Source organism: Paenibacillus athensensis, from assembly GCF_004514475.2.
Lineage (GTDB): Bacteria > Bacillota > Bacilli > Paenibacillales > NBRC-103111 > Paenibacillus_AL > Paenibacillus_AL athensensis.
Map to the genome: position 1 here is coordinate 292,040 of NZ_MYFO02000005.1, position 12,649 is coordinate 304,688.

At 58.8% G+C, this 12,649-nt stretch carries 11 protein-coding genes, 1 pseudogene and 1 other annotated feature; of the genes and pseudogenes, 2 read left to right on the top strand and 10 right to left on the bottom strand.

All coding sequences use genetic code 11. The features are described 5' to 3' along the window. Nucleotides 1-53: 53 nt before the first annotated feature. The 8 genes from B5M42_RS11960 to B5M42_RS11995 form a co-directional block, all read right to left on the bottom strand. The gene (locus tag B5M42_RS11960; RefSeq protein ID WP_134751343.1) at nucleotides 54-1,205 is read right to left on the bottom strand and encodes a copper amine oxidase N-terminal domain-containing protein; all 1,152 of its coding nucleotides are present in this window, start codon (nucleotides 1,203-1,205) and stop codon (nucleotides 54-56) included. A 1,029-nt stretch (nucleotides 1,206-2,234) separates the two neighbouring features. Beyond that, entirely contained in the window at nucleotides 2,235-3,860 is a 1,626-nt protein-coding gene (locus tag B5M42_RS11965; RefSeq protein WP_134751341.1) for a 2-isopropylmalate synthase, read from the bottom strand. A gap of 575 nt (nucleotides 3,861-4,435) precedes the next feature. Then, nucleotides 4,436-4,687 (bottom strand) — a binding site (T-box leader). A 191-nt stretch (nucleotides 4,688-4,878) separates the two neighbouring features. Next, the gene (tsaD, locus tag B5M42_RS11970) at nucleotides 4,879-5,940 is read right to left on the bottom strand and encodes a tRNA (adenosine(37)-N6)-threonylcarbamoyltransferase complex transferase subunit TsaD (protein WP_134751337.1); all 1,062 of its coding nucleotides are present in this window, start codon (nucleotides 5,938-5,940) and stop codon (nucleotides 4,879-4,881) included. 13 nt (nucleotides 5,941-5,953) lie between these two features. Beyond that, nucleotides 5,954-6,424 carry a ribosomal protein S18-alanine N-acetyltransferase gene (gene rimI, locus B5M42_RS11975; protein WP_134751334.1) on the bottom strand — a complete coding sequence of 157 codons (471 nt, stop codon included), beginning with the start codon at nucleotides 6,422-6,424 and terminating at the stop codon, nucleotides 5,954-5,956. A gap of 45 nt (nucleotides 6,425-6,469) precedes the next feature. Continuing rightward, nucleotides 6,470-7,510: a tRNA (adenosine(37)-N6)-threonylcarbamoyltransferase complex dimerization subunit type 1 TsaB gene (tsaB, locus tag B5M42_RS11980; protein ID WP_134751332.1), complete on the bottom strand. Its 1,041-nt coding sequence runs from the start codon at nucleotides 7,508-7,510 to the stop codon at nucleotides 6,470-6,472. Then, nucleotides 7,507-7,989, bottom strand: a complete 483-nt coding sequence (gene tsaE / locus B5M42_RS11985) for a tRNA (adenosine(37)-N6)-threonylcarbamoyltransferase complex ATPase subunit type 1 TsaE (protein ID WP_134751330.1) — start codon at nucleotides 7,987-7,989, stop codon at nucleotides 7,507-7,509. Before tsaE ends, tsaB begins: the two co-directional genes overlap by 4 nt. A 278-nt stretch (nucleotides 7,990-8,267) precedes the next feature. Next, nucleotides 8,268-8,450, bottom strand: a complete 183-nt coding sequence (locus B5M42_RS11990) for an H-type small acid-soluble spore protein (protein WP_134751328.1) — start codon at nucleotides 8,448-8,450, stop codon at nucleotides 8,268-8,270. 90 nt (nucleotides 8,451-8,540) lie between these two features. Beyond that, on the bottom strand, nucleotides 8,541-8,711 hold the full coding sequence (locus tag B5M42_RS11995) for a hypothetical protein (protein WP_167689749.1): 171 nt from the start codon (nucleotides 8,709-8,711) through the stop codon (nucleotides 8,541-8,543). A gap of 155 nt (nucleotides 8,712-8,866) precedes the next feature. Here B5M42_RS11995 and ku point away from each other — a divergent pair. Further along, a pseudogene (gene ku / locus B5M42_RS12000) lies at nucleotides 8,867-9,709 on the top strand (non-homologous end joining protein Ku); the annotation flags it as partial. 708 nt (nucleotides 9,710-10,417) lie between these two features. Beyond that, a complete protein-coding gene (locus B5M42_RS12005) occupies nucleotides 10,418-10,876 on the top strand; it encodes an ester cyclase (protein WP_134751324.1) in 459 nt (152 codons plus the stop codon). A gap of 223 nt (nucleotides 10,877-11,099) precedes the next feature. Here the strand turns inward: B5M42_RS12005 and B5M42_RS12010 are convergent, their stop codons facing one another. Both B5M42_RS12010 and B5M42_RS12015 read right to left on the bottom strand, forming a co-directional pair. Further along, nucleotides 11,100-11,576: a MarR family winged helix-turn-helix transcriptional regulator gene (locus tag B5M42_RS12010; RefSeq protein WP_209280672.1), complete on the bottom strand. Its 477-nt coding sequence runs from the start codon at nucleotides 11,574-11,576 to the stop codon at nucleotides 11,100-11,102. Between the two features lie 34 nt (nucleotides 11,577-11,610). Further along, nucleotides 11,611-12,576 carry an ATP-dependent DNA ligase gene (locus B5M42_RS12015; protein ID WP_134751322.1) on the bottom strand — a complete coding sequence of 322 codons (966 nt, stop codon included), beginning with the start codon at nucleotides 12,574-12,576 and terminating at the stop codon, nucleotides 11,611-11,613. Nucleotides 12,577-12,649: the final 73 nt, after the last annotated feature.

Consider the following 12,649-nt stretch of genomic DNA (forward strand, 5'->3'; position numbering starts at 1 on the left):
TATTTTGAAAAATAGACAGGCAAGCACCTGTTAGATCCTTACCTGCCTTTATATTATTTGCTAGTTACAATATTGTAAAAATACTCACCTGATCTAAACATATTCTCCGGATGACGAATACCATAGGAAGTGCCATATATACTATTTGCCACGTTGGTATTCATACTAATGGAAGAATATCCTTCGTACCACACTCCCTTTTGGAGCTTGAAAGAATCAGCAGCTGGAGATACCTCCCAATTATCTAGGAACGTTTGTGCAGTATCTTCAGCAGAAAGGATCATAAACTTAAAATGAGTAGGTACCCAGTTCATGTCTCCTCCTCTATAGACTGTAGAAAGCTCTGGGTCCGCATAGCCTTTTGCGATAACTTTATTTTCTTTAACCCAAGCTACATATTTTTTTAAACCTTCCGTCATTTGTGCTTTCTCGTACCATTGTTGAACGGCGCCATTCGCATTATCCATAAAAGCCTTGACGAAAACATCTTCATTAATGGTTCTGTAATCGACATTTAATTGTGCGGCATACCAGTTACGAATCTTGCTCCCCCAGGCATCGGCCAGAAATTTATAGTCATACTGAGAAGCAGCTGTCTCTATGAAATTCCTGCTTTGAGTGGTCCCGTAAAACTCATAAAACCCCGTACCCTCCAAATCCGTCAACTTCATCCAATCCGCATCCCAATTCTTGCTGTACTCCCGTCCCCAAGGGTCCAGCGCCACCTCGCCGGCGTCGATCTTGGCCTGATATTGCGCATCGGTCACCTTGACCGAATGGGCTTCGTCGTCCCATTCCACCTTCGATGCCAGCACCTCGCTGACAAAACGCAGCGGCACCATTGTACGGCCGTCCGTAAATTCCGCCGCGGTATCCAGTTCCGTCGCCTTGCCGTCCACCGTCACCGTACGCGAGCCAATCGGCATGCGAATCGATTTGCTTCCATAGGTAATGACCGCTGTCTTCGTATCGGCTTCCCAAGCGACATTCGCTCCCAGCTTCTCCGAAACAAACCGGACCGGCACCATCGTTCGGCCGTCTGTGTTGATATACGGCTCCGTATCCGGAAATTTGACCTTCTGGCCGTTCACGATCACCGGCACCATTCGCAAATCGCTGCCCGGAGCGGCATCCGCTTTTGTGAAGCTCAATCCGGTTAACGCTACCGCTGCTGCCGCCGACACGGCGAGAGCTTTCCTAAACACAACTGACCATCTCCCTTATATGCCCCGCAGGGCTATTTCACCATGCATGGATACGAATTCCCGGCTAACGTGCACTTGCAGCAGCAGAGGCGCAGCTACGATCCCAAACATTCTGCTGTAATCGTTATACGACACCTCTGCAGCCTGAACAACTGCACATACGCGAACCCGCCCAAAGAACAATATTTTTGACACGCAACCGATTCTTACATTGTACCTGAATTTGTAAAAAAAGAGAAGTCTTTTCCGCAAACGATCTCCCGCATTTCCTTCCGGAATTGTACGGATTATTGGGCCTGTGGACAAGTCCATGTCGAATCATTTTTACTTACAAAAGATGCGGGCTGCACGCATATCGTTGTTTTTTCGGGCTGACCTGTGACTAGCCGCCACATTCTCCGACCGTTCGACGCGCTTTGCAAAAGCAATTCCGACAACGGCCCCGACGCTTGTTGAAAAGGCTTTCTAACATTTTTTTTATACACAGCTTTATCCACATACTAACGCAGCAGTATTGGCCCTGTTATCAACGGGTTTACCGTTTTTCCACAAACTTGCCCACAATGTCCACAATACGCTGTGAAAAAGTTATCCTGTTTTCTCCAGTTCGATAACTGCACGCCTATCAGGCTTTTCAGGGTTTATACACATTGTACACAGGATATGTGGATAACTTTACTCACAGCGCTGGTTCCCCCTCCAAAATGCGGCAAAATGTCGCAACGCAGCTCCGTTTTTCGACACGATCGCCCTAGCTCCTTCCCTCATTCGCCAAGAAGCAGCGTTATCCATGCCTTCGAGCTATTGTCTGCAGCAGCGTGATAGACAGCGGATGGCACGGCCATGTGGATAAAAGAAAGCCGGCGGATATCTACGCCTCCACCGGCTTATTGCTTGCTGCCCGTTTGTCATTTTGCGGCCTATCGGGCCGACTCGGCTTGCAACTGAGTGCGCGCTCCGCCGTTTGTCTTTATCGGAGTGACAGCTGCTCTGGATCCATCACCCCATTGTCTATTGAAAGCCCTGCTCCTACACGCGTGCCCGCATCTGCTCCGACTCCCGCGCTGCCGCGTGTTTCGACGCCTCCGGCTCGCCCGGCACAGCTACTGAAGAATCTGTATGGAAGCGGCGCGCTGCCTGATTGCAAGCTGACATATAGGCTTTGGCCACGGCGACCAGCACATCCTGATCCATGCCGGCATTTTTGAACGTTTCGCCGTTCACGGCAATCGTGACCTCGGCTTCGCCGGTCGCTTTGGCTCCCATTGCCAGCGAATGCAGCTCCAGATCAACAAACTCCACTTCCATCGGCACGGCCTGCTTCAAACCATTGACGATCGCTTCGATCGGTCCTTCGCCTGTGCCCGAGTAGACACGCTCGATTCCGCTGCGATTATCGCGAACCGCTACCGAGGCCATACGGCTGCGGTCGCTGCTGCTCACTGCTTGCACATGGGTCAGCGTAAACGGCTCGCTTGGCCCGTCGACGGTGGCTCCGACCAGCCCCATCAGCTGATCGTCGGTGACGACCTTCAGCTCGTCGGCTTTTTCCTTGAAGCGCGTGTACACCGATTCCAGTTCCTCGGCATTCAGCTGCACGCCGAACTGGCCAATCCGATGCTTCAGCGCATGACGGCCGGAGTGTTTGCCCAGAATAATCATGGAGCGCGGAATGCCCAGCTTGTCGGGGTCCATGATTTCGTAGGTGCTGCGGTTTTTCAGCAGACCGTCCTGATGGATGCCAGCCTCGTGCTGAAAGGCGTTGCGGCCGACGATCGGCTTGTTGTAGGCAATCGGGAAACCCATGATGCGGCTGACCATTTTGCTCGTGTTATACACCTCGCCGGTCACAATGCCGGTTTCGACGCCCATCGTCGCCTTGCGCGTTTCAATCGCCATGACCAGCTCCTCCAGCGAGCAGTTGCCGGCCCGTTCCCCGACGCCGTTCACAGTTACCTCCACGTGCGTAACACCGGCAGCAATCGCCGCCAGGCTGTTGGCGACCGCCAGCCCCAGATCGTTATGACAGTGCGCGCTGTACTCGACGGTATCGCCGCCGCGCACGCTTTGCCGCACCCGCCGGAACATAGCCCCGTACTCTTCCGGCAGCGCATAGCCGACGGTATCCGGGATGTTCAGGATCGTGGCGCCTTCGGCAATGACCGCTTCCAGCACCTCGAACAGAAATTCATCTCCCGTGCGCGTCGCATCCATCGGTGAGAATTCAACGCGATCGACGAACCGCTTGGCGTAAGCTACCATCGAGCGGGCCATCTCCACAACCTGTTGACGCGATTTGCGCAGCTGGAAGTCCAGATGAATGTCGGACGAAGAGAGAAACATGTGAATCCGCCGGAAAGCCGCGTCCTGCGTCGCTTGGACGGCAGCGTCGATATCTTCCCGGACCGCGCGGGCGAAGCCGCAAATCTCAATCCCTTGCAGCTCGCGGGAAATGTGCTGAACCGCTTGAAAATCGCCAGGGCTGGAGATCGGAAAGCCCGGCTCAATCGTATCGACGCCCATGCGGGCCAGTTGGCGGGCAATGCGGATTTTTTCCTCGGGATACAGCGAAGCGCCGGGCGCTTGCTCGCCATCGCGCAGGGTTGTGTCAAAAATACGGATACGGCGATTCGATGTGCTATTGTTCATGGTCATGGAAATAACCTCCTGAAAGTGAATTTTGGGATAAAAAGCAGCTGCAGCTCCGGCGCATAAGGGCGCGGTGCGTGCGTTGCGGGTACAGGCTGCGGCAGCAGGCGGACGCTTTTAGCGGATCAAGCACGCTGCGCGAACGCGCGGCAACAACAAAAAACCCGCCGTCTCGCTAAGAGACGACGGGTTTAAGCCATCGCGGTACCACTCTTGTTGGCTCCCGCAGGAGCCCACCTTGAGGCGCGGCCGATTGAATCCGACCGACGCCGCCCGATCACGGGGGCTACCCGTCGCTGCCTATCGGCCCGTTCAGGCCGCTCAGCTTCGCCGCTTCCAAGCGAGTTCGGGGCAGGTTACGGTCTGCGTCGCATCGTCCCGCAGCTTTCTGTACCGGCTGTTGCCCTTACTACTCTTGTTCATCGCGTTTGCTCTATAAATTTCGCTTGTCAAATGTACGTCGTACATGGATAGAAGTGTCAGTCGGACCGGGAAGCTGTTTGGTATCGGCATGCGCGTTTTGGCGCCTTACGACGCGCACGATCCGCCCAATCATCAAAAAAAGCCCGCCGTCTCTGCAAATAAGAGACGACAGGCTGTAGCCTTCCGCGGTACCACTCTTGTTGATCCGAGCCAACGCCCGAATCCCCTCAACACCCGATCACGGTGGTGAACCGTCAAAGCCTGCTGCCTGCTGCCGCAAAAATGCGAACTGCTGCGATCGGCTTCGCCGCTCCCGGGTGAGTTCAGGCGTCCTTTCGGCTGCGTCGCACCAACCCGCAGCTCTCTGAGCGAAATGGATCTTCCTTACTGGTCCCGTTCATTGCGTTTGAGATATTGATGCTGATTATAATATGCGCTTCAAGCGAAGTCAATGCATGTTGGAGAAAATTTTTTTGCGTTATGCATCACTTCCATATGGCGCATAACCGGCAATCCGCGGCAGCAGACGTGCGGCTTTCCGCACTGCGCGCGACTCCCGGAGCGCGGTGCCGGACGTACGGCGGTTGTCAGACCCGTGCGCTTACCATTCCTCCAGCTTGAGCAGCGGCTCGGCCTTCAGGTCCAAATCGGCAAATTCCCGCTTGTCCCACTTGAGAAAGGCAGCGGCCGCAATCATTGCCGCATTGTCCGTACACAAGCTCAGCGGCGGCACGAGCAGCGGCACGCCCAGCTCCTGACAACGCGCGGCCAGACGGCTGCGCAGACCGCGGTTGGCGGCAACGCCGCCGGCCAGCAGCAGCTGCTTTGCACCGAATTCACGAACGGCGCGGCTGGCTTTTTCAACGAGCACATCGATGACCGACTCTTGAAAGCCTTTGGCGATTTGAGCGGTTTGCAGCGCTTCGCCGCGCATTTTGGACTGGTTGACGACGTTCAGCACAGCAGACTTCAGCCCGCTGAAGCTGAAATCGTAAGAATCGGGCTCCAGCCACGCCCGGGGCATGACGATTTCGTGCTCCGCCTCCTGCGCCAATCGGTCGACATGCGGACCGCCCGGATAAGGCAGGCCCATCGCGCGCGCCACCTTATCATAGGCTTCGCCGGCAGCGTCGTCACGGGTACGTCCGATGATGCGAAAAGAACCCGGGCCCTCCATATGCACAAGCTCGGTATGGCCGCCGGATACGACGAGCGCGATCAGCGGGTATTCGAGCGGATGCTCCAGCTGATTGGCATAAATATGCCCGGCAATGTGGTGTACGCCGATCAGCGGCAGCTCCAGCGCGCACGCCAGCGCTTTGCCGGCAACGACGCCGACGAGCAGCGAGCCGACCAGACCCGGCCCTTGCGTCACAGCGACGGCAGACAGCTCACCCAAGCCGATCCCCGCCTCCTCTACAGCCTCCTGCAGTATCCAGGTGATCGACTCCACATGCTTGCGCGATGCGACCTCCGGTACAACGCCGCCGAAGCGCTGATGCGTTTCGATCTGGCTGGAGACGACATTGGCGCGGATCGCTCCGCCGTTCTCGACAATCGCCACCGACGTTTCGTCGCAGCTGGTTTCAATCGCCATTATATAAATCGGCCGATCGCCGGCCGGAAGGTGATGCGCTTCAAGATCATGTAACGGTTTGGTCATGGCGTCTTTCACGTCACGAAGATTCGTGACTGCTCCTTGTTCGTTTCGGCAGCTCGGCCCACATAATGATTGCATCCTCGCGGTTATCGGTATAATAGCCGCGGCGCACGCCGACCGAGCGGAAGCCCATTTTTTCATACAGGTTTTGCGCGATATAGTTAGAGGCCCGTACCTCCAGTGTCATGCGGATTGCGCCCAAAAATACCGCGGTGCGCATCAGCTCGCGTATCAGCCGCTCGCCAAGCTTGCGGCCGCGATAAGGAGCGCGAATGGCAATATTCGTCACATGCGCCTCTTCCATGATCAGCCACATGCCGCCGTATCCGGCAATGCTGCTGCCGCTTTCCAGCACGATGTAGTGGGCAAACTGGTTGTTCGTCAATTCATTGCGAAAAGCGCCTTCGGTCCAAGGCGTCGTGAAGGCTTCTTCTTCGATTTCGCATATCGCCGGGATGTCGTCGAGCCGCATCGAACGAAATTCCATCGGGGGCTCGTCCTGTGGCAAAGCTTGCTGCCGATTGTCCACGGTTCAGTCGTCCCCCTTTTGCGCCTTGGCCAGCAGCTTGACCTCGGCTTCTGGCAGCTGCGCGTAGTTCGGCACGAAGCCGTGCACGTCCTCGCGCTCGCCGCCGGCGAGGCGCGGCCAGGCGAACAGGCCGAGGGCGCTCGCCTGCAGCGCATGCGGCAGCGCGACTACGGCGCAGCCCGCCTGCGCGGCGACGCGGGCGATCGGCTCGGCAAAGCCGGCCGTCTCGCCCGCGAAGACGATGCGGCGCGGCCGCGCCGCATCGGCGGCATCCGCGAGGGCGTCCGGGGCCGCGAGCTGCGCCAGCAGCTCGTCGGCCCAGTCGCCCATCAGGCGGATGCCGTCAGCGCGCACACGCCGCCAGGCCGGCGGCGTGGTGCCGGTACCGGCCGCGGCGAAGACGGCCGTGAAGGCCTGCGTGCGCCGGGCGTCCATCAGCGGCACGATCCACGTCGTGCCGCTGTCGCCTGCGTGCGGCACCGCCAGGGCGCCGGCTGCGCTGCCGCTGCCGGATTCCGCCCGGCCGCCGTGCGGCCCTTCCGCGGCTGCGCCTGCGCTCGCTGCCTCAAGCGCTGCACGCGCCGAGCCCTCTGCGGCGGATGCCCCCGTCGAGCCTGCTCCCGCAGCAGCTTGCGCCGCCGACGCAGCGACACTCCCGCCCGCCTCGGCGCGTGCCGCCGCGCGATCAGCCAGCGCAGCGCCATACGCCAGCGCCTCCAGGCTCGATACGCCCAGCAGCGGAATGCCCAGCGCCCACGCAAACGTCTTGGCCGTCGACACGCCGATGCGGACTCCCGTATAGGAGCCCGGTCCTTGCCCGACAGCAACGGCCTCCAGATCGCGCGGCTTCAGGCCCAGCTCGCCGAGCAGTTGGCGAATATTCGGCAGCAGCCCGATCGAATGGTTGCGCTCCGCCACCGTATTCAGCTCGCCGAGCACGCGTCCCTGCTCCAGCACGGCAATCGTCAGCGACGCCGTTGAGGTATCCAAGGCCAGAAAACGGCCCGTTTGTATGTCTGCACTACCTGATCTCGAATCCGTCATGATAAGCTCCCGTTCTCTTTCATCGTCAGACAGCCGCGCTCATAGACGGCTCCCTGCGGCGTCAGCCGAAACAGCCGCCCGCTTCCGCCCGCTATTTCAATCGCGATGCCGAGCCGCTCCGGCGGCAGCAAATCGCCAATCAGCGACGCCCACTCCACGAGCGTAACGCCGCTGCCGTAAAAATATTCGTCCAGCCCCAGCTCGTCCGCTTCCTCCTGCGAAATGCGGTACATGTCCATATGATAAAAGGGCAGACGTTCCCCTTCGTATTCCTTGACAATCGTAAACGTCGGGCTGTTGACCACCTCGGTCACGCCCAGCGCGCGCGCGAATCCTTGGGAAAAGCGGGTTTTGCCCGCTCCGAGGTCACCGTCCAGCGTCAGCACCGCGCCTGCAGGCAGCCACGCCGCCAGCGCCGCGGCCAGCGCGTCGGTTTCCTTTTCGCTTTCTGATCGATATGTATAAACCGCTTGCTGCACAAGCGTCCACCTTTCTTGCGCCGGGATGGCAGTATGCTGCCTTTTATTATAGCCCTGCCCATCTATAAAGAAAAGCCCGCTCCGCAAAATCGGAGGGGCTTGCAAGGACCGGCACCGCGCTCCGGGAGTCCCGCACGGTGCAGGAAAGATGGCTGACGGCGTGCCCGCAGTCCAACTGCGACCGCACGATGGAGCGCGCCGTCTTGGCGATTTTTTTTGCCGGACGGTTCTGCCACAAGGTCTTGCTTACATCATGGCGGCCCTCGAAAGCTTCCGCCTTACTTCACTTCCTGCAGCTCTTGCGCCTCGACTGTGCGCGTATCGGCCGGATTGTCTTCGGCATGCACCTTGACCTGCTGGCTGTCGGTATCGACACTGTCGATCCATACCGCTACGCCGTTCAGCTCGACGTTGATTTTGCGCTCATCGGCCAAAATTTCCTGCGCCCGAAACAGCTCCATAACGCTTCCTCCTCTCTTTGCCTGATCCCGCCGCGAACGGTCCTTCAGCCGTTGCCGAGGCCCGCTTGCAGCCAGGTGGCCGGACGGCGCCTACTCCTGCACCGATTCCGGATGATCCATCGTATCGGTCGTCGATTCTTCAATCAGGCCGTTGTGCAGGGTCACGTTGCCGCCGCCCAGGCCCTCATTGATCATGCGGTCGATATCCATGAAATATTCTTTTTTCCCCTGATGGTCGGTGTCCTTTTCATGTGCGCTCATCACACAGCCTCCTTTTTTTCAGCTACAAAAATACGAGATTAGGTTGCCCCGAAGCGCAGCGGGACATGCCTTGCCCGGCGCTGCCGTATAAAGGATTTGCCGCCGGACCATACTGGTAGAATCGGCCATATTTTTGGAGAAAGGGCGGATGCCTGATGCATACGGTGTGGAAAGGCGCGATCAGCTTCGGACTGGTGCACGTGCCGGTCAAAATGTTTTCGGCCACCGAGGACAAGGATATTGCGATGCGTTATATTCATAAAACCTGCATTACGCCGTTATCCTATGTGCGCAAGTGCGCGACCTGCGAGACGGAAGTAGACTGGGAGGAAATCGCCAAGGGCTACGAATACGAGCCGGGGCGTTTTGTGCTGTTCGACAAGGAGGAGCTGGAGGAGCTTTCGGGAGAAGCAAGCAAGGAAATCAAGATTCTCGATTTCGTCGATTTGACGGACATTGATCCGGTTTATTTTCAAAAAACGTACTATCTCGCCCCGGCTGAAACCGGCGCTGGCGCTTATACGCTGCTGCTGGAATCGATGCTGCAAACGGGCAAAATCGGCGTAGCCAAGGTTTCAATTCGCTCCAAAAGCTCGCTCGCGGCGATCCGCGTGATCGATCGTTGTTTGGCGATGGAGACGATTTTTTATCCGGACGAGATCCGGCCGATCAGCCAGGTGCCGAATTTGCCGGAGGGCAGGGAAGTCAACGAACGCGAGCTGGAGATGGCGAAAATGCTGATCGGCCAGCTATCGGGCCCCTTCGAGCCGGCGAAGTACAAGGACGAGCACCGCAGCAGGGTGCTGGAAGCGATTGAGCGCAAGGTGGCCGGCGAAGAGGTGCAGGCTGCGCCGGAGCCCAAGCGGGCGAGCGTCGTCGATTTGATGGCGGCGCTGCAAGCGAGCCTGGACGCGATGAAGCCGCTGGAGGTGGACGCGCAGGCGGAGGTGAAGCCGCCCAAGGCGCGCGGGCGCAAGAGCGCCGCGCAGGCGGCTGCGCAGGCAGGCGCGGGTGCGGGCGCAGCGACGTCGGGCGCGCTTGCTAGCGGTGCGGCTGAGGCGGCACGGGCGGGCGGCGCGGAGGCGGCGGATGAGCAGGCGCAGCCCGCAAGCGGCCAGCGGAGCCGCAGCAGCGGAAGCGCGGCCAAGAGCGGCGTTGCGGGAGCAGGCCGCACGGCGAAGGCCCGCGGACGCACAGCCGCTTCCGGCGCAGCCGCTCCCGCGACCGGCGAGAGCGCTCTCCCTCCCGCAGCAGGAGCAACGTCCCCGTCGGAACCCGCGCTATCCGCAGGCGCACGCAAAAAAGAAAACGCCGGCGAACCGGCAAACCAATAACAGCCGGCCCGAAGATTTGTGCACACCGCGAATAGTTCGCAAAGCGTCCCGCTTCGCACAGCCGGAAGCAAAGAAAACGGAGCCGCATCAAGCTGTCGGAGTTAGATCACCGGCAGCTTTTTCATGCTTGATGGTCCGGATTGCAACCAATCAATCCAATAAGCATCCATTAATCTTGGAAATTTAATGAGATTAACTTTCGTGTCCATTGATCATTCAGGCGATTTATGAAATCTGCATCAGGTTCATGCTGTTAATCCATCATCACTCTCGAAAGTCAATTAACTTGACTAAATAAAAAGGCGGCTTTATACTCGTGTATATAGTCAATTAAATTGACTAATTACCCGTATATTTGAAGGAGGATTTTCCATGTCCATGCATTCATCCGCTTCTCAGCCTGCCGTGACAGATCCGAAGCGTCTCGTTGCCGATTTTATCGAAAGCTTTTGGAACGGCCGCGATATATCCTGCACAGAACATTTTCTTCATGCCGATTATATCGACCACGCCTATCAGCCTGCCACTGCCGAAGGTCTGAAGACCATGCTGGGCCAACTTAGCTCCGCTTTTCCCGATCATCGGCAAACCGTAGAGCAGCTTGTTTGCGAGGGCGATTTCGTTATGGCGCGACTTACGCTGCACGGAACGCATCAAGGTGAATTCCGCGGCACCTCGCCGACCGGGCTCGCCGTAACGGCTCCGATGTATCGCACCTTCCGCCTGGCCGACGGCCGAATCGCCGAGCATTGGGCTTTGTTCGACTTGGCCGGATTGCTGCGGCAAATCGGCGGCACGCTCGACGATCACACCGCTTGCCGCATCCGGTAACAACGCTCGAACACCGCACGGCCTCTCAGCCGCCGTACGGCCGGCACCGCGCTCCGGGAGTCGCGCGGTGCGGAACGATTTTCTCGCTCCCGTATCCTTTTCCGCACTGGTGTCTGTCCGCTTTCGCACCGGAGCCCATTTCTGCCCTGGCATTCACAACGGCCCCAACCGGCTTTCTATCCGCCTTCTGTCAAGCGTTCCCGGCGTTGTACCGCCCGCTCCGCTACCAGACCGGCCGGAAGGAAGCCGGTTTGCCGTCGTTCAGCATTTGCAGAATACGCCGCTGGTCCAGCTGCAGCTCCCCGGCCCGCTGCGCGCCCAGCAGCTCAACGATCTGCCGCTGGATCTCATGGAAATGCCGCTCCGTCTCACGTATGCAGCCCCAGCCCCGCTCAGACAGCTCCACCAGTTTGGCCCGGCTGTCGGCTGGATGAGGACGGCGGGTGACGTAGCCTTTGGCCGTCAGCTCCTCGATCATTTGACTGGCCGCTTGCTTGGTCACCGACAGATGCTCGGCGATTTCGTTGCCCGTTGCGCCGCCAAAGGATAACCGTTGAAACACAAAGCCGTGCGCCGGGCGCACATCGTCGTAGCCGCACGCCGCCAGCTGCTCGTGGAGCCGATCAACAATCAGCCTGAACGACATCGCCATTGTCATGACCAGCTCGTAGCTGAGCGGCATCTGTTCATTTCCATTCATCCGCGGCACCTCCCTCTTTGTGACCGATTATACCTTAATTCCTCCCGTCTTGAAACACGCAGCTGCGCGGAGGAAGATCGGTCAGAGCCAGCAGCAACGGCTGACGCAGCGTCCGTCCCTCCTCGGGCCGCCAGTCGGCAAATTGCAGCTTTGCTGTATACTGCGGCGTGACCCAGATCGGCTGACGCATATCGGGACGAAGCCGGACGAACGGACAATCCGCAGTCGCTGTCGGCAGCAGCAGCTCGCTTAATCCGCGCCACTGCTCGCGATTAAGCCGGCCCGGTCCGACATGGCCGATGAAATGCAGCCCGCCCGCAACATCGTAGAGCCCGATCAGCAGCGCATTCATCTGCCCTCCATTCAGCGTATATCCGCCGATAACGCCGATCAGATCGCGATAATGCTTGATTTTTAACCAGTCCGCCGACTTGCCGCCCGGCTTGTACACGCTGTCGCGTTTTTTGCTGACCACGCCTTCCATGCCCGTCTGCCGCATAAGCGCCATCAGCGCCGCTCCGTCGTCATAAGCGGCAACAGGCTGCACAAGCTCGCTCGGAATCAGCGTCCGTTCAAGCTGCTGCTGCCGTTCGGCCAACGGCTTGTCCAGCAGCCAATCGCCATCGGCATACAGCAAATCGAATGCCATATACGCAACCTTCACCTGACGCCGCGCCGCTTCCACCCGATCGGCCCGCCGCACGCCGTCGCGGCGCATCACTTCATGGAACGACGGCTTGCCGTCGCCCCCCAGCGCAATGATTTCCCCGTCGAGAATAAAGGAACCGGCCCGACAGTAGCTCTGCGGCTGGACCAGCTCCGGGTAATTGAGCGTCCGCTCCCCGCCCCTGCGGTTGAATAGCCGGCAGACGCCGCCATTACCATAGACGAGCATGCGCACGCCGTCCCATTTGATTTGATGCTGCCATCCGTCTCCTGCGGGTACGTCGTCCGCGGGCTGCGGCTCCATCGGAGCCAGCGGTTCGAAGCCGATCTGCATGCCCGGCTCGCCTCCTTTTCCTGTCTTCTCAGTGTATCCTGCCTGCGCCGGGGCCATAATAGGGGAAGACAGG

Bases quoted from the DNA above. Each gene is read 5' to 3' on its own strand.
- B5M42_RS11965 (WP_134751341.1), bottom strand. From the start codon at position 3,860: ATGACCATGAACAATAGCACATCGAATCGCCGTATCCGTATTTTTGAC.
- tsaD (WP_134751337.1), bottom strand. From the start codon at position 5,940: ATGACCAAACCGTTACATGATCTTGAAGCGCATCACCTTCCGGCCGGC.
- rimI (WP_134751334.1), bottom strand. From the start codon at position 6,424: ATGGAATTTCGTTCGATGCGGCTCGACGACATCCCGGCGATATGCGAA.
- tsaB (WP_134751332.1), bottom strand. From the start codon at position 7,510: ATGACGGATTCGAGATCAGGTAGTGCAGACATACAAACGGGCCGTTTT.
- B5M42_RS11990 (WP_134751328.1), bottom strand. From the start codon at position 8,450: ATGGAGCTGTTTCGGGCGCAGGAAATTTTGGCCGATGAGCGCAAAATC.
- B5M42_RS11995 (WP_167689749.1), bottom strand. From the start codon at position 8,711: ATGAGCGCACATGAAAAGGACACCGACCATCAGGGGAAAAAAGAATAT.
- B5M42_RS12005 (WP_134751324.1), top strand. From the start codon at position 10,418: ATGTCCATGCATTCATCCGCTTCTCAGCCTGCCGTGACAGATCCGAAG.
- B5M42_RS12010 (WP_209280672.1), bottom strand. From the start codon at position 11,576: ATGAATGGAAATGAACAGATGCCGCTCAGCTACGAGCTGGTCATGACA.
- B5M42_RS12015 (WP_134751322.1), bottom strand. From the start codon at position 12,576: ATGCAGATCGGCTTCGAACCGCTGGCTCCGATGGAGCCGCAGCCCGCG.